A 22502-nucleotide genomic window follows, 5' to 3' on the forward strand; every position below is an offset into this window, starting at 1 on the left:
CGGTGAGCACTCGCAGGAGCATCGGTGGTTGGATGACCGTCGCCATGGTCCTGGGCCAGCTCGCGATCATCCGGATCAAGGATCTGCGGGAACATGGCGCGACTGATGACTTCCTGGGGTATGCCCCGAACCTCGTGGCTGCCGCGACGCTGCCGGGTCTGTTCGTGCTGCTCCTGCTGAAGCGCGGTGTCGATGCGGATTCCGCCTACAGCTGGTCGAGTCTGTGGCGTGAGACTTCCGTGCATGCCTGGGCGTTGCTGATCACCACGGGTTCCCTGCTTGCCTGGGAGTTCGTGCAGGTGTATCGCCCGAACCGCACCTTCGATCTCCAGGACATCTGGGCAACCCTGGTTGGCGCCGCCGCCTGGCTTGCACTAGTCGCAGCAGGGCGAGCCTTCACAACCGGATCGCATCGCCGCCTCGTTGCGGCATCCCTCGCCGACACCACTGTGGAGAACACGCCGTGAGCACCATCGACCTCGCCATCATCGGTGGCACCGGCCTGTACAAACTGGCCGAATTGCAGGACGAGGAGACGCACCAGCCGGTGACGCACTACGGAGCGCTCTCCGGGCCAGTTCGTGTGGGAACGCTGGACGGCCATCGCGTCGCCTTCCTCGCGCGGCATGGCGAGGGGCATTCCCTGCCGCCGCACAAGGTCAACTATCGCGCCAATCTCGCCGCGCTGAAGGCGCTGGGCGCGCAGCGCGTGCTAGCGCTCAACACTGTGGGCGGCATTACCCAGCGCTTTGGTCCCCGCGTCCTTGCCTGTCCCGATCAGCTGATCGACTACACGTGGGGTCGGATCTCCACGATCTGCGAGGAAGAAGGCACTGATGTGCTGCACGTCGACTTCGGCGAGCCGTATACGCGGGGGTTGCGTCAGGGCGTGATTGCGGCGGCGGCAAAGGCCGGTGTCGCGCTCGTCGATGGTGGTTGCTATGGCGCCACGCAAGGGCCACGCCTGGAAACCCGAGCAGAGATCGTGCGCATGCGCCGTGACGGCTGCGACCTGGTCGGCATGACCGGCATGCCCGAAGCGGGGCTCGCGCGCGAAATGGGTCTCGACTATGCCTGTCTTGCCATCGTCGCCAACTGGGCGGCGGGTGCGGGGCCGGATCAGGACGAAATCATCACTCTGCAGGACGTGCTGGATAACGTCGCCGCCGCATCGGCGGGTCTGCCGGGTCTGCTACGCGCTCTCCTGGCTGCCTGAGATCGCAGGCCGGGTTTGCGTTCGTTCAGCAAGTTGGCATACTCGCGGTGCGCCGCCAGGGCCGGCGCTCGTCAACGCATCCAGCAGAGGTCAACAAGGACATGCAGTACGGTACCGTGAAGTGGTTCAACGACGCCAAAGGATTTGGCTTTATCTCGCCCGAAGACGGCAGCGCGGATGTTTTCGTGCACTTCTCCGCGATCAACGCTAAGGGCTTCCGTAGCCTGCAGGAAGGCCAGCGCGTCAGCTACCAGCTGACCCAGGGCCCGAAGGGCGCACAAGCGTCCGAAGTCGCGCCGGTCTGATTTGGGCGGCGGTGACTTGAGCCGATACGGCTCGATGAGTTCGACTTTCCAGGCCCCGCTTTTGCGGGGCCTTTTTCTTTTGCGGTTTGCGTCTGAGATCTGGGATATCGCGGGCAATGAAGCGAAAGCTGCGTGTCGGCATCGTGGGCTACGGCACGGGCGGTCAGACCGCCGCGCTGCTGCTGGCGCGCGACGGCCACGAAGTCGAGGTGTTCGAGCAGGCACCAGTGCTGGGACCGGTCGGCGCGGGTTTCCTGCTGCAACCCACGGGCATGGCTGTGCTGTGGGAACTGGGGCTGCTGGAAGCCACGCTCGCGCACGGCGCGCGCATCGGCCGCCTGTTTGGCGAGACGCACGCCGGTCGGGCGGTGATGGACATGCGTTATCGCGACCTCGACCGGCGCCTGTTCGGGCTGGGCATGCAACGCGGCGCATTGTTCACGCTGCTGGATGACGCGTGGCAGGAAGGGCGACACGTCCACTGTGGACGGCGCATCGTCAATATCGATACCGAACGCGGTGTGCTGCGTGATGCGGATGGCATCGAGCACGGAAGCTTCGACCTGCTGGTGATCGCCGACGGTGCGGCTTCCGGACTGCGCGGTAGTGTGGGCGAAGCCGTGCTCGATCGCCCCTATCCATGGGGCGCACAGTGGTGCCTGGTGCCGCGTCACGAGTGGCCCTTCGCCGACGAATTGCGTCAGCGCTACGTCGGCGCGCGACGCATGGCCGGGATGTTGCCCGTCGGCACGCGGCCGGGCGACGACACGCCGCGTATGAGCTTCTTCTGGAGCGTGCCGGTGTCTGCGCTGCATGAAGCATGTGATGAAGCGCAATGGCGTGCCGATGTCGCGGAAGTCTGGCCTCAGGCTGCGGAGACGTTGTGCGATATCCAGGTGCCACACGGCCTGGCGAAGGCGCGCTATCGCGACACCATGCATCGTCGCTGGCATCGCGGCTGCGCCGTGCTGCTCGGCGATTCAGCCCATGCGATGAGTCCGCAGCTCGGACAGGGCGCGAACATGGCACTGATCGATGCAATGGCCCTGCGTGATGCGCTGCGAGCACACGACGAGCTCGCGGCTGCGTTCGCCCAGTACGAACGTGCGCGTCGCGCGCACGTCGGCATCTATCACTTCTGGAGTCGGTGGCTGACGCCGCTGTTCCAGTCCGAGCGCGATAGCCTGGCGACGATGCGCGATTACCTGTTCCATCCGCTCACCCGCATGCCCGTGGGCCGCCGCCACGTGTTGCGTGTGCTCACTGGAACGCGGCGCGGCTGGTTGGGCGTGTTGCCCATGGATCATGACTTCATGGCGCTCCTTGCAGAAAAGCGCATGACGTAATTCACTCCAAATCGACATCGAACTGCGATGCGTTGTGAACACGAAATCGCCGCCGCGTTCCAGGCGCGTGCCAGCGAGGGCGACTGGGTGCGCCGCGCCGACCTGGCGCTATATCGTGCCGGGCGGGAAGGGCGCAATATCACCCGTGACGACATGGATGCCACGCCAGCGGAACTCGATGATGAATCCGTCTCCGTTTCAGACCCATGAGGTCGAAAACCAGCCGCCCGAATTCGCGCCGCGAAACCTCTGGGACGACGACGTCGTCCTGCGTGAAGCGATTGCGCGTGAGCAGGCAGCGCGGTTCACAGACCGCCTGGCGGCGTACGGTGCCATCGCGGGCAGCGACTTGTATGGGTTGAGTTTCGATGCGCATCGGGACCGCCCACGACTGCGCACCCACGATCGCTTCGGCCATCGCCTCGATGTAGTCGAGTTCCATCCCAATTACCACGCAGTAATGGGCGCTGCGATCGGGCATGGCGTCGCCAGCCTGTCGTGGAGCGACACGGGGCCTGGCAGCCACGTGGCACGTGCGGCGCTGAGCTATCTGCATGGCCAGGCCGAGCCGGGCAGCAGCTGTCCTTTGACGATGACGCATGCCGCGGCGCCGGTGCTGCGCCGCGAACCGGCGCTGAAGGAATGGGCGGACAAGTCCACTGCGCCGCACTACGACCCGCGGGACGCTCCCATCGGCAGCAAGCAGGGCGTCACCCTCGGCATGGGCATGACCGAGAAGCAGGGTGGCAGCGATGTCCGCTCCAACACCACGCGCGCCACGCCTCTGACCGCCTCCAACGAATACACCCTGGTCGGGCACAAGTGGTTCTTCTCCGCGCCGATGTCGGACGGCTTCCTTGTGCTGGCGCAGGCGCCCGGAGGACTCAGTTGCTTCCTGATGCCGCGTTGGCGTCCGGATGGGAGCAAGAACGCGTTCCGCCTGATGCGCCTGAAGGACAAGCTCGGCGACTGGTCGAACGCTTCTTCGGAAGTCGAATTCGACGACGCCTGGGCCTATCGGATCGGCGACGAAGGTCGCGGGGTCGCGACCATCATCGAGATGGTGATGCTCACGAGGCTGGACTGCATGCTGGGTTCCTCCGCCCTAATGCGTATGGCGCTGGCACAGGCTCTGCATCACACGCGGCATCGCCGCGCGTTCGGCAAGACGCTGGTCGAACACGCGCTGATGCGCAACGTGCTGGCCGATCTCGCGCTGGAGTCCGAAGCCTCGCTTGCGTTGTCCATACGCGTGGCCGGTGCCGTGGATCGCGCATCTGCAGACGCGCGCGAGGCGGCTTTCGCCCGGGGTGCTACCGCGATCGGAAAGTTCTTCATCTGCAAACGCGCGCCGGCCTTCGTCAACGAGGCCCAGGAATGCCTGGGCGGTGCGGGTTACGTCGAGGAATCCCTGCTGCCGCGCCTGTACCGCCAGGCGCCGCTGAATTCGATCTGGGAAGGCAGCGGCAATATCCAGTGCCTAGATGTACTGCGTGCGCTCTCGCGCGAGCCGGAAACGTTGGAAGCATTGCGGGCTGAGCTTGCCGCCGCTGCCGGTCTCGATGTCGCGCTTGATCGCGAAGCGGACGCGCTGCTTCGGCAGCTGAGTAATGCGAGTGGTGTGCTGGAAGCCAGTGCGCGCGGCCTGGTCGAACGCATGGCGCTCGCCTTGCAGGCGAGCGTGTTGCTGCGAGCGGGAAGTCCGGCCGCGGAGGCCTTTTGCCGATCGCGTCTGGCCGGCGAGCGCGGGCTGGTGTTTGGAACACTGTCCGCCGACATCGATTTCACCGCGCTCATCGAACGCGCCTTGCCGGAGTAGCGCCGGACTCGCCCGGCGCCAAGGACCTCAATCGAGGAACTGGAGCTTCGCCAGTTCCGCGTACAGACCGCCCTGAGCCAGCAATTGCTCATGCGTGCCTTCGGCGATCACGCGGCCGTGGTCCATCACCACGATGCGATCGGCCTTCAGCACGGTGGCCAGGCGATGCGCGATAACCAGGGTGGTGCGGCCTTCCATCAGCGTTTCCAACGCCTGTTGCACCGCGCGTTCGCTCTGCGCGTCGAGTGCGCTGGTGGCTTCGTCCAGCAACAGGATCGGAGCGTCCTTCAGCAGCGCGCGAGCGATGACGATCCGCTGCTGCTGACCGCCGGACAGGCGCGCGCCGCGTTCGCCCAGTTCGGTGTCCAAGCCCTGCGGCAGGGCACGGATGAAGTCAGCGGCGTGCGCGTTGCGAACGGCGGCATCGATCTGCTCGGCATCGGCTTCGAGCCGTCCATAGCGGATGTTGTCGCGCGCGCTGGTGGCGAAGATGGTGGGTTGCTGCGGGACAAGGGCGATGGCTTCGCGCAGTTCGGCCGGATCGAGCTTGCGAATGTCCGTGCCGTCGACGCGCACCGTGCCTGCATCCGGATCGTGGAAGCGCAGCAGCAGCGAGAACACCGTGCTCTTGCCTGCGCCTGAGGGGCCGACCAACGCAACCGTCTCTCCCGGTCGTACGCGCAGATTGAAGTCGGCCAGCGCGGCCTGATCGGGGCGTTGTGGGTAGTGGAACGTGACGTGTTCCAGAGCGAGCTCGCCTTGCAGCGGTGCCGGCAGCGAATGCGGCTGTGCCGGTGCGACGATGGCGGGTGCTTCGTTCAACAGCTCGCTGATGCGACCCATGCCGCCAGCCGCGCGCTGCAGCTCGTTCCAGACTTCGGCCAAGGCACCGATCGAACCGCCGCCGATCAGGGCGTACAGCACGAACTGTCCCAATGTGCCCGCGGTCATGCGGTGGGCGACCACATCGTGGGCGCCCGACCACAGCACCAGCGTGATCGCACCGAACACGATCGTGATGGCAACGGCCGTGACGATCGATTGCGCACCGATGCGCTTGCGCGCGGTATTGATGGCCGCTTGCAGGGCAGAAGTGAAGCGCCCATGTTCGTAGGGTTCGCGTGCATGGGCCTGCACCGTGCGTACGGCACCGAGTGTTTCGGCCGCGAGTGCGTTGGCGTCGGCGATGCGATCCTGGCTGGCGCGCGAAATCTTGCGCAGCCGGCGGCCGCCGATCACGATCGGCAATACCGCGAGGGGAATGCCGATCAGCGCGTAGGCCGCCAGATAGGGCGCCGTGACGAACAGCATCACGATCGAGCCGATCACCGTCACCACGCTGCGTAATGCGACCGACATGGTTGAACCCACAACGCTGCGCAGCAGTTCGGCGTCGGCGGTCAGGCGGGAAACGAGTTCGCCACTGCGGTTGCGATCATGGAATCCCGCGTCGAGACCGAGAAGCTGCGTGTAGAGTCGTTCGCGCAGATCTGCCACGACACGCTCGCCCAGCAGGGACACGAAGAAGAAGCGCGCCGCTGTCGACAGCGCCAGCGCGAGCGCCGCTACGAACAGAAGCAGGAAAGCATGATCGATGGCCGCGCCACCGGTGGCGAAGCCCTGGTCGATCACCACGCGCGCCGCGGCTGGAAAGCTCAGGGTTGCCGTGCTCGAACAGGCGAGGGCGACCAGCCATGCGATGAACAGCCCCAGATGCCGGCGCACGAAGGGCCACAGGGTACGCAGGCTGCCGATGGGGGCTTTGGGTTTCGGGTCGGACATGTTGTTCTTGTTGCCAGTGGGGATGGCTGGCCGCTTGCAACTGGCGGATGACCATGATCGCTGCCGGAGTTTCGTATCTCGCGAGCAGACGTGGAATTGAGGAGGTGGGACAGTGACCGGGCAGTGATGTTCAATCCGATCCGAAGCGCACCCGATCCCGGGTGGCGTCCCGCAGCTGGATTTTCAAGGCGTCAACGCGATCGGCCGGTAGCCGCAATCGCATGGAGACGCCATCGGCCAGGTAATCCTCGCCCAGCTTGTCCGCGCCCAGCGATCCCAGCGTTGAGTGCACCGATCCGGTCGCCTCGAAGGGGTAGGTAATCGTGAGTTCGGCATAGGCGATCAGCGCTTGCTTCGGCGCCACGCGCAGGCATTCCGCCGCCGCGCCGCCGTAGGCCCGCACCAGCCCGCCCGCTCCCAGCTTTATGCCGCCGTACCAGCGTGTCACGACCGCGACAACCTGATCGTAGCCCTGGCCGTCGATGGCGGCGAGGATCGGGCGACCCGCGGTCCCCGCCGGCTCGCCATCGTCGCTGAAGCGATATTGCCCGCCGATGCGATAGGCCCAGCAATTATGGGTGGCTGCCGTGTCCGAGACTTCCGCGAGAAAAGCCAAGGCGGCTTCCGGAGACGCGACTGGCGCCGCGTGGACGATGAAGCGACTGTGCTTCACCTCCAGCGTGTGTGCCGCGTGGGCGGCAAGGGTGTGGCTCATTGCTTCGCGTCGGCCAGCAACGCGCGCAGGTCGGCAGGCAGGCGGACGCGAGGATGCTCGCGACGGAACAGGACCAGGCTGGCGCGTGCGTGCTCCAGATCGCCATCGTCCCGGCGGTCGCGGATCCGCTGCAACCATTCGTCGACGGCCAGCTGCGCATCGTCGCGGATCGGTACCTGCGCCCAGGCTACTGGCTGGTTGCGCAGCCGCGAACCGGTCACTTCGACCCGGTCCAGTGTGGTGGCATCGGATTCGGCCGCGGCGGCTGGTGCGGCTGCCGCTGCGGGTGCCGCTGCGGCCATCGGGGCGCTTTTGCTGGCGCGCGCGCGCCGCTCGGCCGTGGCGCGTGCGGCGGTGGTGTAAGTGGCATGGTCCCTGCGCATCGGCGCTTCCGCCCCAGGCGGTTCCGGGGTGAAGCCACTGTTTGCGCGCACGGCGGCCGCGTCGGTCGCACTCTTTTCTTCCGCGACAGCTTCGGCCCTGGCCTGGGCCGCGAGCAATCCGGCTTCAGTCGCAGGCGGCGGCGGAGCAGGCGCGGCCGGCGCCGGTTCCGCGGCAGCGCGTGCTACCGATTCGGTGCTTGCCGCCGCCGGAGCGCTGTCCTGCATTTGTGCCGCAGCGGCGGCCCGTTCGGCCGGCGCAGCAGCCATCGGCGACTCTGGAAACGGCGGCGGATTCGCAGGGGGCTTGGCGGTGCCCATCGGGGCGATCAGGATCACTTCCTCTTCGCCGCCGCTGGCGTCACTGCTCGCCGCGATTTCGCTGTACTGGGGGCGCATCTGCCACACCAGGCCCAACGCCAGCACCGCGGCGGCCGCAACCCCGACGCCCGTGACCAAGGCCGGTGGAACGCCCAGCCAGGCCAAGTGGCGACGCCGGTTCGGCGCACGCGTGGCCGCCGCGGCATGCGCGGCGGCGAGGATCTTCGCATCCAACGCGGGCGACGGACCGTCAAACGGACCGACACGCCCCAGCCGCGCGGCGAGATCGCGTTCCTCGGCGTCCAGCGGTTCGTGGTGGTCGGGACGGGTGGTCATTCGTTCAATCTCTGGCGCAGCTTTTCCATGGCGTAGCGAAGCCGCGATTTGACGGTTTCCCGGCCAACGCCGGTGATCTCGCCGATTTCCTCCAGGCTCAGTTCCTGTTCGAGGCGCAGGATCAGCACCTCACGCTGTTCTTCCGGCAACTCCTCCATCGCGAGCTGCAGGCGGCGACGTTGTTCGAACTCTGAAAGTTCGCGCTCCGGCGTGCTCGGGTCTGGCACCCGGGCCGCGCGTTCGTCGCCGTCTTCCGGTGCTGCCGGACGGTGCTTCGCCGCCCGCCAGTGATCGTTGAGACGATTGTGGGCGATCCGGAAGAGCCATGTCGCGAAGGCGGCTTCCGGTTTCCAGCCGGCACGAGCCGCGATCACCCGCTGCCATACGTCCTGGAAGAACTCGTCCGCCAGCGCCTGGTTGCGCAGCTGGCGCAGCAGGAAGCGATACAGCGGCCCGCGGTGGCGCGCATACAGGATTTCGAACGCCGCTGCGTCGCCGCCCACCCAGGCCAGCATCAACAGGTCGTCATTGGCGTCCGCGCCCGGATTCATCGCGGGGAGGTTACGGGCTGGCGCTGGCGACGTGAAGCCGTTGACCACGGCCGCATGTGAGGCTACGGGGTGAGGGCGCCGCTCGTCGGATGCAATGAGGCAAGGCGGGGCGAGAAATGGTGCAAGGGCAAGCTCCATGCATCAACCAACGGTCGGGCGGTCGGGGTGGGGTTGGTCTTCCAACACGGCCCCCGGCTGGGGTTATGCTGGACGGGATCGTTAAGGCGAGGTTGGGGGCTAGTGCAGCGATCAGCGACAAGGATCAAGTTCGAGGAGCCGGCAGAGGGCAGCGGCAGTCATGTGCTGGCTGAAGTTCTCCAGCAGGGCCTGCCCGCTGGCTCCCAGGTGCTGATCCGCTGGCGTGATGACGTGGGCACCCCCGGCTTTTCCGTGTCGGAGGATGTGCACGGTCGCCTGCATGAGATCGCGGACCGATGCATCGTCACGGGCTCGCCCGTCGAAGACGCACAGACCATGGCGTCGGTCTGGGATGGCGGAGGCGAGATGCGTGCCGCGATCGTCGCGCACGTTCCGGAAACCATGCCGCAGTGCGCGCGTCGCGGCTGGATGGCCATGGCGCAGATGCTGGTCGCCGCTCATCTGTCCGCCGCCGAGGCGAAGGCCCGCGCTTCCCTCCTCGAAAAATCCGAGCGCCTTCAGCAGGCCCTTTACGAAATCGCCGATCTGGCCGGCTCCGATCTGGAAATGGCCGACATGCTGCGACGGATCCACGCCATCGTCGCCGGCCTGATGTATGCCGAGAATCTCTTCATCGTGTTGTACGACGACGTGCGCGATTCGCTCCGCTTCCTCTATTTCGCGGACCGGCAGGATCCCTACGTGGCGGATCCGTCGCTCGAAATTCCGGCCATCGATATTTCGAACAGCATGACCCTGGCACTGTTGCGCCTGGGCGAGCCGATGCTGGGGCCATCGCGCCAGTTGCGCGCACACTTCAGCGTTTCCAGCGACATGGCGCATGGTCCGGACGCGGAGGACTGGCTGGGCGTGCCGATGCGTCGCGACGATCGCGTCTGCGGCGCCGTCGTGGTGCAGAGCTACGACCGGCCCGATGTCTACAGCGACGAAGAGTTGGCGCTGCTGAGCTATGTCGCCCAGCACATCCTCACCGCCCTCGACCGTCGTCGCGCGCGCGATGATCTCGAACGTCGCGTCGAGGAGCGGACCCGGGCGCTGCAGCACAGCAACCGCGACCTGCAGGCCGAGATCGTCGAGCGCCAGCGCGGCGAGCGCCTGCAACGCGCGTTGTTCCGCATCGCGGAGCTGTCGATCACTTCCGACACGCTGGAGCGCTTCTACGCCCAGGTCCACGATGTCGTCGGCGAGCTGCTGTACGCGCGCAATTTCTACATCGCGCTGGTGTCCGAAGATGGCGCGATGATCGAGTTCCCGTACTCGATCGACGAGCGCGATGCGGCTCGGCAGACGCGCCAGTTCGCCAAGGGCCTGACTGAATACGTGATCACGCAGGGTCGTGCGCTGCTTGCAGAGCGACCGCACATCCAGGAATTGCAACAGACGGGCGAAGTCCGCAGCCAGGGCGCGCTGGCCCACTGCTGGCTGGGTGTTCCGTTGTTCCGCGATGACATGGTTGTCGGCGTCATCGCGGTGCAGAGTTATTCGCCCGCCATCAGCTTCACCAGCCGCGACCAGGAACTGTTGACCTTCGTAGCGCATCACATCGGTATCGGTCTGGCGCGCAAGCAGGCGCAGGACCGGTTGCTGATCGCGCACAGCGAACTCGAGCAGCGCGTTACTTCACGCACACGCGAGTTGGCCCAGGCCAACGCCGAACTGCTGTCGCAGATCGGCGAACGCCTGCGTGCCGAGCAGCAGCTCACCCATCAGGCGCGACACGATGCGCTGACCGGATTGCCCAATCGCAGCCAGTTGCTGGAGCGGCTCGCGGCCGCAATTGCGCGGGCGCAGGCCGAAGCGCTGCAAGGGCATACCTCCGCTCGGCAATTCGCGGTGCTGTTCCTCGATCTGGACCGCTTCAAGCTGGTCAACGACAGCGTGGGGCATGCGGCCGGCGACGAGCTGCTGATCGAGGCCGGCCGGCGCATCGTTGCCACCGTGCGCGGTTGCGACACCGTCGCGCGATTGGGCGGTGACGAATTCGCCATCCTCATCAGCGACATCGATGACCTGCAGATTGCCGAAGACCTGGCGCGTCGCGTGCTGGTGGCGCTGGGCGAACCGCTCTGGATAGCCGGGCGCGAAGTATTCCCGTCGGCGAGCGTGGGTATTGCGGCTTGGAACCCGCGTTATCAGAACGGCGCCGAGTTGCTGCGCGACGCCGACGCGGCGATGTATCGCGCCAAGGCCAGCGGTCGCAACGGCTGCGCGGTGTTCGACGAAGCGATGCGCGAGGAAGCCATGCGCATCCTCGACCTGGAAGCGGATCTGCGCCGCGCGATCAACAGCGACGACTTCGTCGCCTACTACCAGCCGATCGTGCGGCTCAGCGATCGTCGCGTGATCGGTCATGAGGCGCTGCTGCGCTGGCGCCACGAGAAGCGTGGGCTGCTGGCGCCGGCCGAGTTCATCGGCCTGGGCGAAGACAGTGGCCTGATCGAGGAAGTCGATTGGCTGATGTACGCGCAGGTGGCCAAACGCCTGGCCCGTGAGGAATTCGGCTACATCTCCGTGAACGTGTCGCCACGCCACTTCCTGGCGCCGGATTTCGCCGAGCGGCTGCTGCATCTGCTCGACGAAGCCGGTGCGAATCCGCACCGCCTGCGCATCGAGATCACCGAGGGCGCGCTGCTCGACGACACGGCTCGTGCCCTGCGCACGCTGAGGACGTTGCGTAGCAACGGTGTGCTGGCGCAACTGGACGATTTCGGTACCGGCTTTTCTGCGCTCTCCTATCTGCACCGGTTCCCGCTGGAATGCCTCAAGGTGGATCGCAGCTTCGTCTCCGGCCTGGTCGGCGATACGCGGCCGGAAAGCATGGCGGTGGTTCGTGCAATCCAGGCATTGGCCGGTTCCCTCGGCATCCATACCATTGCTGAAGGCGTGGAGAGCGAATCGCAGCGGATCATCCTGCGCGAACTCGGTTGCCAGCACGGACAGGGCTTCCTGTTTGGCCGGCCTGCCGAAGAACTGCTGCCACTCGCGCCGTTGGTGCGCTGATTCGGCGTCGATACTCCTTGGGGTGCCGGAATCCGGCACCCCACATAACCGCAGTTACTCGCTGACGTTGACGGCCACGCCGTCTGGCGAAGTGAGCTTGCGCGCCTGCTCGACCAGTTGGACGAATTCCTTGCGCTGCCCCCACGGATCCGCGCCGACTGAGCGCTTCGCCGAAGCAGCGATGTCTTTCCAGCCCCATTGTCCGATCTGCTTGCCGCCGCGCAGCGCGTCCGCGAAGGCGGTCACGGTGCTGGCAAAGCGCAGCGATTCGTCCGGTGAGGCGACGAGCTGCGAACGCAGGATCGGTGTTTCGATCAGCCGGCTCGTGTCTTCGCCCGGTCGCTTGTAGCGCAACCGCAGGTGCGCCAGTTCGCGGGCCTTGCCGGCAGGCTCGGATGATTTGGTTTCCTGTCCGTAGCGCAATGCCGGCACACGATCCGCGCCCGAGCCGACCGGAGTGATTTCATACAGGGCCGTGACTTCATGTCCGGCTCCGATGTCGCCGGCATCGACCTTGTCGTTAGCGAAGTCCTCGCGATTGAGGATGCGGTTCTCGTAGCCGATCAGGCGGTATTCCGCTGCCACCGCCGGATTGAACTCGATCTGTATCTTCACGTCCTTGGCGATCGTGAGCAGGGTTGAACCCATCTCTTGCACCAGTACTTTGCGGGCTTCCATCGGCGTGTCGATGTAGGCGTGGTTGCCGTCACCGACGTCGGCCAGCTTCTCGGCCAGCTGGTCGTTGTAGTTGCCCTGGCCGAAGCCGAGCGTGGTCAGCGCGATGCCACTCTTACGCTGGTCGGCGACCAGGGTTTCCAGTGCGTTCTGGTCGACCGTGCCGACGTTGAAATCGCCGTCGGTGGCAAGGATCACGCGGTTGACGCCGCCCTTGATGTACGCCTGCTTCGCCATCGCATAGGCCAGGCGGATGCCGTCGCCACCGTTGGTGCTGCCCCCGGCTTCCAGGCGGTCGAGGGCGCCGAGGATGTCATCGCGTTGCGCACCGGAAGTCGGCGGCAGCACCAGCCCCGCCGAGCCCGCGTACACCACCATCGACACGCGGTCCTGGGGGCGCAACTGCTTCACCAGCTGGCGCAGGGCGTCCTTCACCAGCGGCAGCTTGTCGGGATCCTGCATGGAGCCCGATGTGTCGATCAGGAACACGAGATTGGCTGGCGGCAGCGCCGCCTTCGGCACGTCGTAGCCCTTGATGCCGATCATCAGCAGCTGGCGCTTGCTGTTCCACGGCGCGGGAGCAAGCTCGGTGGTCACGCGGAACGGTGTTTCGCGCGACGTTGGCGCGGGATGGCCGTAGTCGAAGTAGTTGATGAATTCCTCCGCGCGCACCGCATCCGTCGGCGGACGCACGTTCTCGGCTAGCATGCGGCGCACGTTGCTGTAGCTGCCGGTATCGACATCGATGGAGAAGGTGGACACCGGCTGTTCGGAGGTGCGGTGCACCGGATTGTCTTCGTTGTGCGCGTACTTTTCGGTGTTGGCAGGCTGCAGCAGCGGCTGCGCGATCACGGCCATCTTTACCTGCGCGGGCGGTGGAGGTGGCGCGACCTGATTGCTCGAGATGCGTGAGCCGGTGGCGTCGACACGATCCAGACTCACGGCGGGCGCATACGCCTCGCTGAGCACGGGGGCCGGTGGGGAGGTCGGGGCGACTACGCCGGCCTTTCGCTCCGCTTCGCTGGGCGCGCGTTCGCGCCGTGCTTGCAACGCGCCAGTTGCCGCTGCGGCATCCGCCGCGGAGGCGGCATCGGCTTCTTCCGAACTGCTCAGACTGCTGTTGGTGGTACTGCAGGCGCCCAGGGCCAGGACAAGGCCGAGGGCAAGGGCGAGGCGGTGCGGCTGGGGCGAGCGTTGCATGGTGCGTCTCCGCGGCTGGGTTGCCGATGGAAACGCCTGGCCCTCGTGAGTGGGGTTATCGGGTCACGACCTGATCACCAGCAACCGTTGCTCGGTCATGTCTTCGATGGCGTAACGCACGCCTTCGCGACCCAGTCCCGAGTGCTTCACGCCACCGTAGGGCATGTTGTCGACACGGAAGCTCGGTACGTCGCCGACGATCACGCCGCCGACCTCGAGCCGATCCCATGCGCGCATCGCATGCGCGAGGTTGCCCGTGAACACGCCCGCCTGCAGGCCGAAGTCGCTGTCGTTGACGCGATCCAGTGCATCGTCGAAGTCGTCGAACGGTTCGATCATCGCGACCGGACCAAAGGCTTCCTTGCGATAGAGGTCGCTGTCGTGCGGCACCTTCTCCAGCAATGCCGCCGGCAGCATGTTGCGTTCGCGCGCACCGCCGGCGAGCAGCTTCGCCCCCCGTTTGCGCGCGGCGGCGATCCAGTTCTCCACCCGCTGGGCGGCTTCGTCGTTGACCATGGGGCCGATGAACGTCTTTTCATCGCGCGGATCGCCCATGCGCAGCTTCCCGACCGCAGCCTTCAACTTGCGCCGCAGCTTGTCGTAGATGTCCACATGCGCGTAGATCCGCTGCACGCTGATGCAACTTTGGCCGGATTGGTAATAGGCGCCGAAGACGAGGCGCTCGACGACATGGTCCAGCGATGCACCGGGATCCGCATCGACGATGCAGGCGGCATTGCCGCCCAACTCCAGGGTCACCTTCTTGCGGCCCGCACGTGTCTTCAGGTCCCAGCCGATCAGGCCGCCGGTGAAGCTGAGCAGGGCGATTCGTTCGTCCTCGACCAGCGCGGCAGCGTCGTCGGTAGTGCAGACCACGACCGAGAACGCACCCTTCGGAAGATTCGTCTCCGCCAGAATCTCCGCGATGATCAGCGCGCCAATCGGTGTCTTGTCCGCCGGCTTGAGTACGAACGGACAACCCGCGGCGATTGCGGGGGCCACTTTGTGCGCGACCAGGTTGAGCGGAAAGTTGAACGGGGTGATGAAGCTGCACACGCCGATCGGCACGCGCTTGACCATGCCGCGATAGCCGCGGGCGCGGGGCGAAATCTGCAGTTCGAGCAGCTCGCCCGCATTTCGCGTGGCTTCGCCGGCGGCAATGCGGAACGTGTCGATCAGGCGGGTGACTTCGCCGCGCGCGTCCTTGATCGGTTTGCCTGCCTCGATGCATAGGGCTTGGGCGAGTTCTTCGAAGCGCTCGTTGAAGCGGCGCACGCAGTGCTCGAGTACATCGCGGCGCGCATCGGGCGGAAATGCTGCCATCGCTTCGCGTGCCTTGTGCGCCGCGACTATCGCCTTGCGCACCGCGGCCGCATCGGCCAATGCCACGCGCGTGGCGCGCTTGCCGGTGTACTTGTCGAGGACGTCCAGTTCCTGCTTCGCGCTGACCGGCTGGTTGGCGAGGTAGTAAGGGTAATTCTTCGCGAGAGCGGGCTTGGCAAGCATGTGAACCCTCCTTAGTTCCTGCAGCCTAAACCATGTCCCGTGGAAGCCGGGCGTGCATCGTCTACGGTTCGGCAACCTTCAAAGGCAAGGTGCCATCCGACAGGCGTGCCTCGAGGCGATCACCCGGCGCCGCATCGAGCACGCTGCGTACCACGCGACCATCGGGATGACGCAGGATCGTGTAGCCGCGTGCCACGGTAGCCAGTGGGCTCACGGCTTCCAGCGAACGCGCCAGTCCACGCAGGCGCAGGGTTTCGTTGCCCAGTCGCCGCACGATCGCCACTTGTGGCCGTGACGACAGCGCCGCCAATCGTTCGCGCAGGCGCGCGATGCGGCGTTGCGGATGCGCGGCGCGCAGGACCGCATCGGCGTGACGCACCCGGGCGCGTTCGCGTTCCAGGCGTCGTTGCCAGGCCGCGTTGAGGCGCCGCACGGCGTCGGCCTGGCGCCGGCGCAGCGCATCAAGACGGGCGCGCGGGCTCAGCGCATTCAGTCGCAGAGCGGCACGATCGGCGCGTTGCATGGCCGCGCGCAGATGCTGCGCCTGCAGGTTGTGCAGGCGCGCATCGAACATGCGTACACGCCGTGCCAGGTCGTCGCGGCTCGGGACCAGAAGTTCGGCGGCGACCGAGGGGGTTGGTGCACGCAGGTCGGCCGCGAAGTCGGAGAGGCTGAAGTCGGTCTCATGGCCCACGGCCGAGACCACCGGCACCGGGGAGGCGGCGATCGCACGCGCCAGACGCTCATCGTTGAACGACCACAGATCTTCCAGCGATCCGCCACCGCGGGCGAGCACCAGCACGTCGTAGCGGCCAGAGGTCGCTGCTCGCTGCAGCATCGAAACTATCTGCGCGGCCGCGGCGGCTCCCTGCACCTGCACAGGCAGCACATCCGCTTCCACCAGTGGAAAGCGCCGAGCCAGCACGCTGAGCACGTCGCGTACCGCGGCGCCACTGGGCGAGGTGATCACGCCGATGCGCCGCGCGAACTGGGGCAGGGGGCGCTTGCGTTCGCTGTCGAAGAGGCCTTCGGCGGCCAGCTTCGCCTTGAGTTCCTCGAAGGCCCGTCGCAACGCGCCTTCGCCAGCTTCCTCCATGTGGTCGAGCACCAGCTGGTACTCGCCGCGTGCCTCGTACAAGGTCAGCCGGCCGCGCGCGAGTACGTGCACGCCTTCGCGGGGGATGAACTTGAGCCAGCTGCTCTTGGGCTTGAACATCGCGCAGCGGACCTGCGCGCGCTCGTCCTTCAGCACGAAGTACAGGTGGCCGGAGGAGGGGCGGGAGACGTTGCCGAGCTCGCCTTCGACCCAGATCAGCGGGAACGTGCCTTCCAGCAGGTCCCTGGCCAGCGTGTTGAGCTGGGAAGGCGTCAGGACGTTGCTGGCGTCGTCTTGATTCATGAACTAGGGCTTTGGCCCTGCCGACTGCACGGCGGCCCACGGTACCGCAGCGGGGCCGTCGGGTCACGCCGCCAGTACAATAGGCCCATGAATTCCGTTCTCGATCTCGCTTCCGCCGCGCCCTGCGCCGGCATGGCCTTCGGCCCGCAACCCCGCCGCAACACCCGCGCCGTCACCGTGGGGGGCGTGCAGGTGGGTGGCAACGCGCCGGTGGTGGTGCAATCGATGACGAACACCGACACCGCTGACGTCGCTTCGACCACCAAGCAGGTCGCCGAGCTGTGGCGCGCGGGTTCCGAACTGGTGCGCGTCACCGTCAACACGCCCGAAGCCGCGGCCGCGGTGCCGCGCATCGTCGAGAAGCTGGCGATGATGGGCGTGCACGTGCCGATCATTGGCGACTTCCACTACAACGGCCATCAGCTGCTGACCAACGAGCCGGCCTGTGCCGAGGCGCTGGCGAAGTACCGCATCAATCCCGGCAACGTCGGTTTCGGCAAGAAGAAGGACACGCAGTTCGCGACCCTGATCGAATTCGCGATCCGTTACGGCAAGCCGGTCCGCATCGGCGCCAACTGGGGCTCGCTGGATCAGGCGCTCGCGGCGCAACTGATGGACGAAAATCACAAGCTCGCCGAGCCGCTCGACGCTGCCGAAGTACTGCGCGAAGCCCTGATCCGCTCGGCGCTGGATTCGGCGGCGCGCGCGGTCGAGCTCGGTCTGCCCAAGGACCGCATCGTGTTGAGCGCGAAGGTCAGTGGCGTGCAGGAACTCATCGCCGTCTATCGCGAGCTCGCGCGCCGTGGCGACTACGCCCTGCACCTGGGCCTGACCGAAGCCGGCATCGGCAGCAAGGGCATCGTCGCGTCCAGTGCGGCGCTCGGCGTGCTGCTGCAGGAAGGCATCGGCGACACCATCCGCATCTCGCTGACGCCGGAGCCTGGCCAGTCGCGCACCACCGAAGTCATCGTCGCGCAGGAACTGCTGCAGACCATCGGCCTGCGTGCGTTCACGCCGATGGTCACGGCCTGTCCGGGTTGCGGTCGCACCACCAGCACGTTCTTCCAGGAGCTCGCGAAGAAAGTGCAGGAGCATGTGCGCGCGAAGATGCCGGAATGGAAGGTCACCCACCCCGGTGCGGAAAATCTGACGCTGGCGGTGATGGGGTGCGTGGTCAATGGCCCCGGCGAGTCGCGCCACGCCAATATCGGCATCTCGTTGCCGGGTACGGGCGAGGCGCCATCCGCGCCGGTGTTCGAGGACGGCGAGAAGACCGTCACCTTGCGTGGTGAAAATATCGCCAACGAGTTCGTCGAGCTGATTGACCAGTACGTCGAGCGCCGTTACGGCGCAGCGCGCGACTGATCCCGGGCCGGGGGCAGGGCGCTCCCGCGCGACACGAAAGGAATGTCCGCTTGAATCGACACGATTCCGCGCGCCGTCGACGGCGCCTGACCCTGTTGCTGATCGGCTTGCTCCTGCCGCTCGCAGCTTTCGCATCGCTGGCGGTGAGTGTGGATGCCAGCGCGCGGTTTTCGTTCGATATCCCCGCGATGCAATGGACGCACTCGTGGGCGGGCCCGGTCATGGATCGGGCCTTCCTCTGGATCAGCCATCTGGGTTTCAGTCATGGCGTGGTCCCGTTCGACATCCTGCTCACGCTGACGCTGCTCGTTCGCCGCCGTTGGCGTGAGGGGCTGTTCGCATTCGTGGCGCTGGGGGGATCGATCTGGCTCAACGGCGTGCTGAAGGATGCGTTTGCACGACCACGCCCGGACCTGTGGGAGCCGATGCTGCATTACCCCGGCTACAGCTTTCCCAGCGGCCATGCCATGGCGACGATGACCCTGACGTGGGTGTTGGGCCTGCTGGCCTGGCGTACCCGCTGGCGCTGGCCGGTGTTGGCGTTCATGAGTGTATTCACTGCCCTGGTAGGCGTCTCGCGGCTGTACATGGGGGTGCACTATCCCTCCGATGTACTGGCCGGCTGGGCCGTTGGTGCGGTGTGGCCGGCTGCCTGTTATCTGGTTGCCTTCCATCACCGGCATCCCTGGCAGGAATCCCCGCTTCCCAAGCCATGACTTGGGTCACGCGCGATCCAGCGCCACTCCGATTTGATTGAAGTGAAAGTTGCTGGCGGCAAACCTTTTGCGCCGCTCATGTCAAGTTGGTTCTTAGAAAACTTTGCCATTTGACCGCTTTTTAGGCTGAAGCCGTCACAATTCGTGCTGCTCTGCAGCAAGCAATTTTCTTCCACATCCGTATGGTGTCCGCTTGTCAGGTTCGGGGGGACCGACAAACGGCAAGCGTGTATGGGCCCCGCTTGCCCTCTCTCAGGGAAGAACTCCCGTCTTGAAGCAATCCCGCGGTCTTCGGGCCGTGGGTGTCGTGTCTTTTCATTTAGGGGTAGCGAAGATGTCCATGAGCAAGAAGGGCGTGCTCGGCATAACGATGTGCGCGCTGATGGCGGCCGCAGGTGCGGCCGTTTTATCCACGCCTTCAGGAGGAAGGTCGTCTGCAGGTTCCGTTGCACCGAGCGCCGGACGCACGGGCGGGACTGTGCCGAATGCCAATCCGGATGGGAGGGACGAAGCGTCTTCCCGTTACATCGTCGTCTACCGCGAAGATGCGCTGGCCGGCTATCACGGCAATGTCGCCGGCCTGCCGGCAGCACCCAAGCTCGCCACCACCAGGAGCATTGCAGGCGCTCGCACTTTCGGTAGTGGTCGCGGAACCAGCCGCATGGACGTCAGAAGTCCGCAGGCTCGCGGCTACGTGCGCTATCTCGAGCGCCAGCAGCTCGATCATGAAATCCGGATCAGCCGCGTGCTGGGTCGCCGCCTGAAGGTCCACGGCCGCATGCAGCATGCGTTGAATGCCGACGTCATGGATCTCACCTCGGCTGAAGCCGCCCGCGTGCGCCAGCTGTCGGAAGTCGCGCTGGTCGAGGAATATCGCGAATACAAGCTCGATTCGGACGTCGGTCCGCGCCTGATCGGCGCCGAGCCGATCTGGAATGGCACCAATCCGGGAGCCACCGGCGCGTTCCAGGGCGAAGGCGTCGTGTTCGGCATCATCGATACCGGCATCAACTTCGGCAGCCCGTCGTTCGCCGCAGTCGGACCGGTCGACGGCTACCAGGCGGTCAATCCGCTGGGTGCTGGCAACTATCTGGGTACGTGTGCTCCGGGTGGCGTCGACGCAGGTCGCTGCAACGACAAGCTGATCGGCGGCTACGACTTCGTCTGCGCTGCGCCTGGCAACGCCTGCGGCGCGGCCGGTGTCCGCGAGGAACCCGGTTTCGGCGACACCAACTCGCACGGCAGCCATACCGCATCGACCTCGGGCGGCAACCGTCGCGACGCGGTGTACAAGGGCACGACCGTGCGCATTTCGGGCGTCGCCCCGCACGCGAACATCATTGCTTACGACGTCTGCTACACCACGATCTCCACCGGTCAGGGCTCGTGCCCGAACACCTCGTCGGCCGCTGCGGTCGATCAGGCCGTGGCCGATGGCATCGTCGACGTCATCAACTTCTCCGTCGGCGGCGGTGCACAGCCGTGGAGCGATGCCGTTTCGCTGGCGTTCCTCAATGCCGTGGATGCGGGCATCTATGTCGCGACTTCGGCCGGCAACAGCGGCCCGGGCCCGAACACCATGGGTCACCACGAACCGTGGACGGGTTCGACGGCTGCAGCCACGCATACGCGAGGCAGCTTCGCCTACCTGATGCAGATCACCGGTCCGGGCACGGTGCCGGATGCGCTGAAGGCCCTCGTCCTTAGCGAAGGCAGCGGCGGCGTGGCCCATTCGGCAGCTCTGCCGGGCACCACGCCGTATACGGTCAGCTCTGGCATCAACACGACCAGCGACGGTTGCGCGGCCTATCCGGCCGGCACGTTCCAGGGCGCGATCGCGATGATCCGTCGTGGTACCTGCTCGTTCTCGATCAAGGTCAACAACGCTGCGGCTGCAGGTGCGATTGCCGTGGTGGTCGCCAACAACCAGGCGGGCGTCATCCTTCCGTCGGTCCCCGGTACGACCATCCCGACGTTCTCGGTGGTCCAGGCCGATGGTGATGCCATCGCGGCCTACTCGGTTTCGAACCCGGGCATGACTGCCGCGATCGGTTATCCGCCGTCGCCGCTGCCGTCCACGCCTGATGTCCTGGCTTCCTTCAGTTCGCGCGGTCCGGCCGCCAATTTCGATCTGGTCAAGCCGGATGTCACTGCGCCGGGCGTCAACATCCTCGCGGTGGTGTCGGGTACGACGATCTCTGGTTCGGAAAACGCCGTCGATCTCATGAACGGCACGTCGATGGCTTCGCCGCATCATGCCGGTGCAGCGGGCCTGCTCCGTCAGGCGCAGCCGAGCTGGACGGTTCCGGAAATGAAGTCGGCGCTGGCGATGACCGCCAAGCAGGAAGTGTTCAAGGAAGACTCGATCACGCCGGCCGACGCGTTCGCAAAGGGTAGCGGCCGCATCCAGGTGGACCAGGCCGCACGCGCGGGTCTGGTGATGAACGAAACCAAGGCCAACTACCTCGCGGCCAATCCGGCTACCGGTGGCAACGTTTCCAGCCTCAACCAGCCGAGCATGGCCAACGGTCGCTGCGCCGAGTCCTGCACGTTCACCCGCGTCTTCCGCAACACGCTGAGCTTCCGTCAGTCGTGGACGTTGAAGCTGGCTGGAGTGAAGGGCACGGTTTCGCCCGCGCTGTTCACGATCAATCCGGGCGAAAGCAAGTCGGTCAAGATCTCGGTCTACACCAGCACGCAGCCGAACGACGGTTCGTGGGCATTCGGTTCGCTGACGCTGCAGCCGGGTACGATCGGTAATCCGAACCAGCCGGTGCTGCGTCTGCCGATCGCTGTCTCGGTGCCGCCGCCGGTGCTGACGCTCACGCCGTCGTCGCTCAGCGTCGCGCTGACCGCCGGCAACAACAGCTCGGCGACCTTCAACGTCGCCAACCTCGGCGGTTCGAAGCTGAACTACAACGTCGATAACACCGGTGTCGGCACCTACACGCCATACGACTTCAACCATGGCGCCGTGACCAGCGGCTTCCGCTCGACCACCTTCACCGACCCGGCAACCGCCGGTAGTGCGGCGCAGTACGCGGCCGATGATTTCGTGCTCACCGAATCGACCAAGATCAAGTCGCTCTTCATGGAAGGCTTCGTGGTCAGCGGACAGCCTCTCGGTAGCACGGCCACCAACCTGAGCTGGAACATCTACCGCGACGTCGGCGGCAATCCGGAAGGCCATCCGTTGCAAACGCCGAATCTGGCGGTGTGGACGTTCACCGCGCTGCCGACTTCCACGGCCGTGGACCTGACGGGCAACAACATCCGTCTGAACCTGGTGGCTGCTGGCCAGAACGTGGTGCTGCCGCCCGGCCGCTACTGGGCGATGGTGAGCGTGCGTTCCACGTTCGCCAACCGCTTCGCCTGGTACGGCGCGCCGAGCGGCGACGGCACGTTCCGCACGATCACGGTCACCACCGCCGGTGCCGGCGCTTGGGCGAGCAACAACAGCTTCCCGGGTCTCTCGTTGCAAGTGCGTGGCGAAGTCTCGTGCGGTGCGCCCTGGCTGGGTGCCGCGACGCCGACCATGGGCACGCTCGCCTCCACCGCCAACAGCAACGTCCAGTTCCAGCTCAACACCGCGGGCCTGGCGGCTGGCAATTACGCCGGCTACGCCTGCTTCAGCAGCAACGATCCGTCCTCGCCCAAGGTGGCCGGACGCATCGGCCTGACCGTGAACCCGGCGCCGTAAAACAATCGCAA

The 22502-nt window shown here is 65.9% G+C and carries 17 protein-coding genes; 10 read left to right on the plus strand and 7 right to left on the minus strand.

Translation table 11 applies throughout. From position 1 onward, the window contains the following. The first annotated feature begins 2 nt into the window (after nucleotides 1–2). From ACYVGK_RS11165 to ACYVGK_RS11190, 6 genes are all read left to right on the plus strand, one after another. Nucleotides 3–467 (plus strand): hypothetical protein, encoded by a 465-nt coding sequence (locus ACYVGK_RS11165; protein WP_460733676.1) that lies wholly within the window; start codon nucleotides 3–5, stop codon nucleotides 465–467. After that, nucleotides 464–1216, plus strand: a complete 753-nt coding sequence (locus ACYVGK_RS11170) for an S-methyl-5'-thioinosine phosphorylase (RefSeq protein WP_460733678.1) — start codon at nucleotides 464–466, stop codon at nucleotides 1214–1216. The genes ACYVGK_RS11165 and ACYVGK_RS11170 overlap by 4 nt, the downstream gene beginning before the upstream one ends. Before the next feature lie 101 nt (nucleotides 1217–1317). Next, nucleotides 1318–1521: a cold-shock protein gene (locus ACYVGK_RS11175; protein WP_056133187.1), complete on the plus strand. Its 204-nt coding sequence runs from the start codon at nucleotides 1318–1320 to the stop codon at nucleotides 1519–1521. 116 nt (nucleotides 1522–1637) lie between these two features. After that, nucleotides 1638–2867, plus strand: a complete 1230-nt coding sequence (locus ACYVGK_RS11180; protein ID WP_460733680.1) for an FAD-dependent oxidoreductase — start codon at nucleotides 1638–1640, stop codon at nucleotides 2865–2867. Nucleotides 2868–2894: 27 nt separating this feature from the next. Then, complete coding sequence (locus ACYVGK_RS11185; protein ID WP_460733682.1) at nucleotides 2895–3077, plus strand: hypothetical protein; 183 nt, start codon at nucleotides 2895–2897, stop codon at nucleotides 3075–3077. Next, nucleotides 3049–4686, plus strand: a complete 1638-nt coding sequence (locus tag ACYVGK_RS11190) for an acyl-CoA dehydrogenase family protein (protein ID WP_460733684.1) — start codon at nucleotides 3049–3051, stop codon at nucleotides 4684–4686. The genes ACYVGK_RS11185 and ACYVGK_RS11190 overlap by 29 nt, the downstream gene beginning before the upstream one ends. 27 nt (nucleotides 4687–4713) lie before the next feature. Here ACYVGK_RS11190 and ACYVGK_RS11195 read toward each other — a convergent pair whose 3' ends face one another. The 4 genes from ACYVGK_RS11195 to ACYVGK_RS11210 all read right to left on the minus strand — a co-directional run bounded on the left by ACYVGK_RS11195 (nucleotide 4714) and on the right by ACYVGK_RS11210 (nucleotide 8771). Continuing rightward, on the minus strand, nucleotides 4714–6468 hold the full coding sequence (locus tag ACYVGK_RS11195) for an ABC transporter transmembrane domain-containing protein (RefSeq protein ID WP_460733686.1): 1755 nt from the start codon (nucleotides 6466–6468) through the stop codon (nucleotides 4714–4716). A 130-nt stretch (nucleotides 6469–6598) separates the two neighbouring features. Beyond that, complete coding sequence (locus ACYVGK_RS11200; protein ID WP_460733688.1) at nucleotides 6599–7183, minus strand: IMPACT family protein; 585 nt, start codon at nucleotides 7181–7183, stop codon at nucleotides 6599–6601. Next, nucleotides 7180–8220, minus strand: coding sequence for a hypothetical protein (locus tag ACYVGK_RS11205; RefSeq protein WP_460733690.1), 1041 nt, complete (start codon nucleotides 8218–8220; stop codon nucleotides 7180–7182). The genes ACYVGK_RS11200 and ACYVGK_RS11205 overlap by 4 nt, the downstream gene beginning before the upstream one ends. After that, complete coding sequence (locus ACYVGK_RS11210; protein ID WP_460733692.1) at nucleotides 8217–8771, minus strand: RNA polymerase sigma factor; 555 nt, start codon at nucleotides 8769–8771, stop codon at nucleotides 8217–8219. The genes ACYVGK_RS11205 and ACYVGK_RS11210 overlap by 4 nt, the downstream gene beginning before the upstream one ends. A gap of 240 nt (nucleotides 8772–9011) precedes the next feature. On the opposite strand from ACYVGK_RS11210, the gene ACYVGK_RS11215 reads away from it, so the two are divergent. After that, on the plus strand, nucleotides 9012–11930 hold the full coding sequence (locus tag ACYVGK_RS11215) for a bifunctional diguanylate cyclase/phosphodiesterase (RefSeq protein WP_460733695.1): 2919 nt from the start codon (nucleotides 9012–9014) through the stop codon (nucleotides 11928–11930). Nucleotides 11931–11984: 54 nt separating this feature from the next. On the opposite strand, the gene ACYVGK_RS11220 is transcribed toward ACYVGK_RS11215, so the two are convergent. From ACYVGK_RS11220 to xseA, 3 genes are all read right to left on the minus strand, one after another. After that, nucleotides 11985–13805: a vWA domain-containing protein gene (locus tag ACYVGK_RS11220; protein ID WP_460733697.1), complete on the minus strand. Its 1821-nt coding sequence runs from the start codon at nucleotides 13803–13805 to the stop codon at nucleotides 11985–11987. Nucleotides 13806–13868: 63 nt separating this feature from the next. Then, a complete protein-coding gene (locus ACYVGK_RS11225; protein ID WP_460733699.1) occupies nucleotides 13869–15311 on the minus strand; it encodes an aldehyde dehydrogenase family protein in 1443 nt (480 codons plus the stop codon). A 61-nt stretch (nucleotides 15312–15372) separates the two neighbouring features. Further along, nucleotides 15373–16710, minus strand: a complete 1338-nt coding sequence (gene xseA, locus ACYVGK_RS11230) for an exodeoxyribonuclease VII large subunit (RefSeq protein ID WP_460733701.1) — start codon at nucleotides 16708–16710, stop codon at nucleotides 15373–15375. 132 nt (nucleotides 16711–16842) lie between these two features. Between xseA and ispG the strand changes: the two genes are divergently transcribed. The 3 genes from ispG to ACYVGK_RS11245 all read left to right on the plus strand — a co-directional run bounded on the left by ispG (nucleotide 16843) and on the right by ACYVGK_RS11245 (nucleotide 22491). Beyond that, nucleotides 16843–18075, plus strand: coding sequence for a flavodoxin-dependent (E)-4-hydroxy-3-methylbut-2-enyl-diphosphate synthase (gene ispG / locus ACYVGK_RS11235; protein ID WP_460734409.1), 1233 nt, complete (start codon nucleotides 16843–16845; stop codon nucleotides 18073–18075). 50 nt (nucleotides 18076–18125) lie between these two features. Beyond that, nucleotides 18126–18791, plus strand: coding sequence for a phosphatase PAP2 family protein (locus tag ACYVGK_RS11240; RefSeq protein WP_460733702.1), 666 nt, complete (start codon nucleotides 18126–18128; stop codon nucleotides 18789–18791). Between the two features lie 334 nt (nucleotides 18792–19125). Beyond that, nucleotides 19126–22491 carry a S8 family serine peptidase gene (locus tag ACYVGK_RS11245; RefSeq protein WP_460733704.1) on the plus strand — a complete coding sequence of 1122 codons (3366 nt, stop codon included), beginning with the start codon at nucleotides 19126–19128 and terminating at the stop codon, nucleotides 22489–22491. Nucleotides 22492–22502: the final 11 nt, after the last annotated feature.

The organism is Lysobacter tyrosinilyticus (assembly GCF_054779815.1).

Excerpts from the sequence above, each read along its gene's own strand:
- ACYVGK_RS11245 (WP_460733704.1), top strand. The coding sequence starts at position 19,126 with ATGTCCATGAGCAAGAAGGGCGTGCTCGGCATAACGATGTGCGCGCTG.
- ACYVGK_RS11185 (WP_460733682.1), top strand. The coding sequence starts at position 2,895 with ATGCGTTGTGAACACGAAATCGCCGCCGCGTTCCAGGCGCGTGCCAGC.
- ACYVGK_RS11220 (WP_460733697.1), bottom strand. The coding sequence starts at position 13,805 with ATGCAACGCTCGCCCCAGCCGCACCGCCTCGCCCTTGCCCTCGGCCTT.
- ACYVGK_RS11190 (WP_460733684.1), top strand. The coding sequence starts at position 3,049 with ATGAATCCGTCTCCGTTTCAGACCCATGAGGTCGAAAACCAGCCGCCC.
- ACYVGK_RS11175 (WP_056133187.1), top strand. The coding sequence starts at position 1,318 with ATGCAGTACGGTACCGTGAAGTGGTTCAACGACGCCAAAGGATTTGGC.
- ACYVGK_RS11205 (WP_460733690.1), bottom strand. The coding sequence starts at position 8,220 with ATGACCACCCGTCCCGACCACCACGAACCGCTGGACGCCGAGGAACGC.
- xseA (WP_460733701.1), bottom strand. The coding sequence starts at position 16,710 with ATGAATCAAGACGACGCCAGCAACGTCCTGACGCCTTCCCAGCTCAAC.
- ACYVGK_RS11225 (WP_460733699.1), bottom strand. The coding sequence starts at position 15,311 with ATGCTTGCCAAGCCCGCTCTCGCGAAGAATTACCCTTACTACCTCGCC.
- ACYVGK_RS11180 (WP_460733680.1), top strand. The coding sequence starts at position 1,638 with ATGAAGCGAAAGCTGCGTGTCGGCATCGTGGGCTACGGCACGGGCGGT.
- ACYVGK_RS11195 (WP_460733686.1), bottom strand. The coding sequence starts at position 6,468 with ATGTCCGACCCGAAACCCAAAGCCCCCATCGGCAGCCTGCGTACCCTG.
- ACYVGK_RS11210 (WP_460733692.1), bottom strand. The coding sequence starts at position 8,771 with ATGAATCCGGGCGCGGACGCCAATGACGACCTGTTGATGCTGGCCTGG.
- ACYVGK_RS11200 (WP_460733688.1), bottom strand. The coding sequence starts at position 7,183 with ATGAGCCACACCCTTGCCGCCCACGCGGCACACACGCTGGAGGTGAAG.
- ispG (WP_460734409.1), top strand. The coding sequence starts at position 16,843 with ATGGCCTTCGGCCCGCAACCCCGCCGCAACACCCGCGCCGTCACCGTG.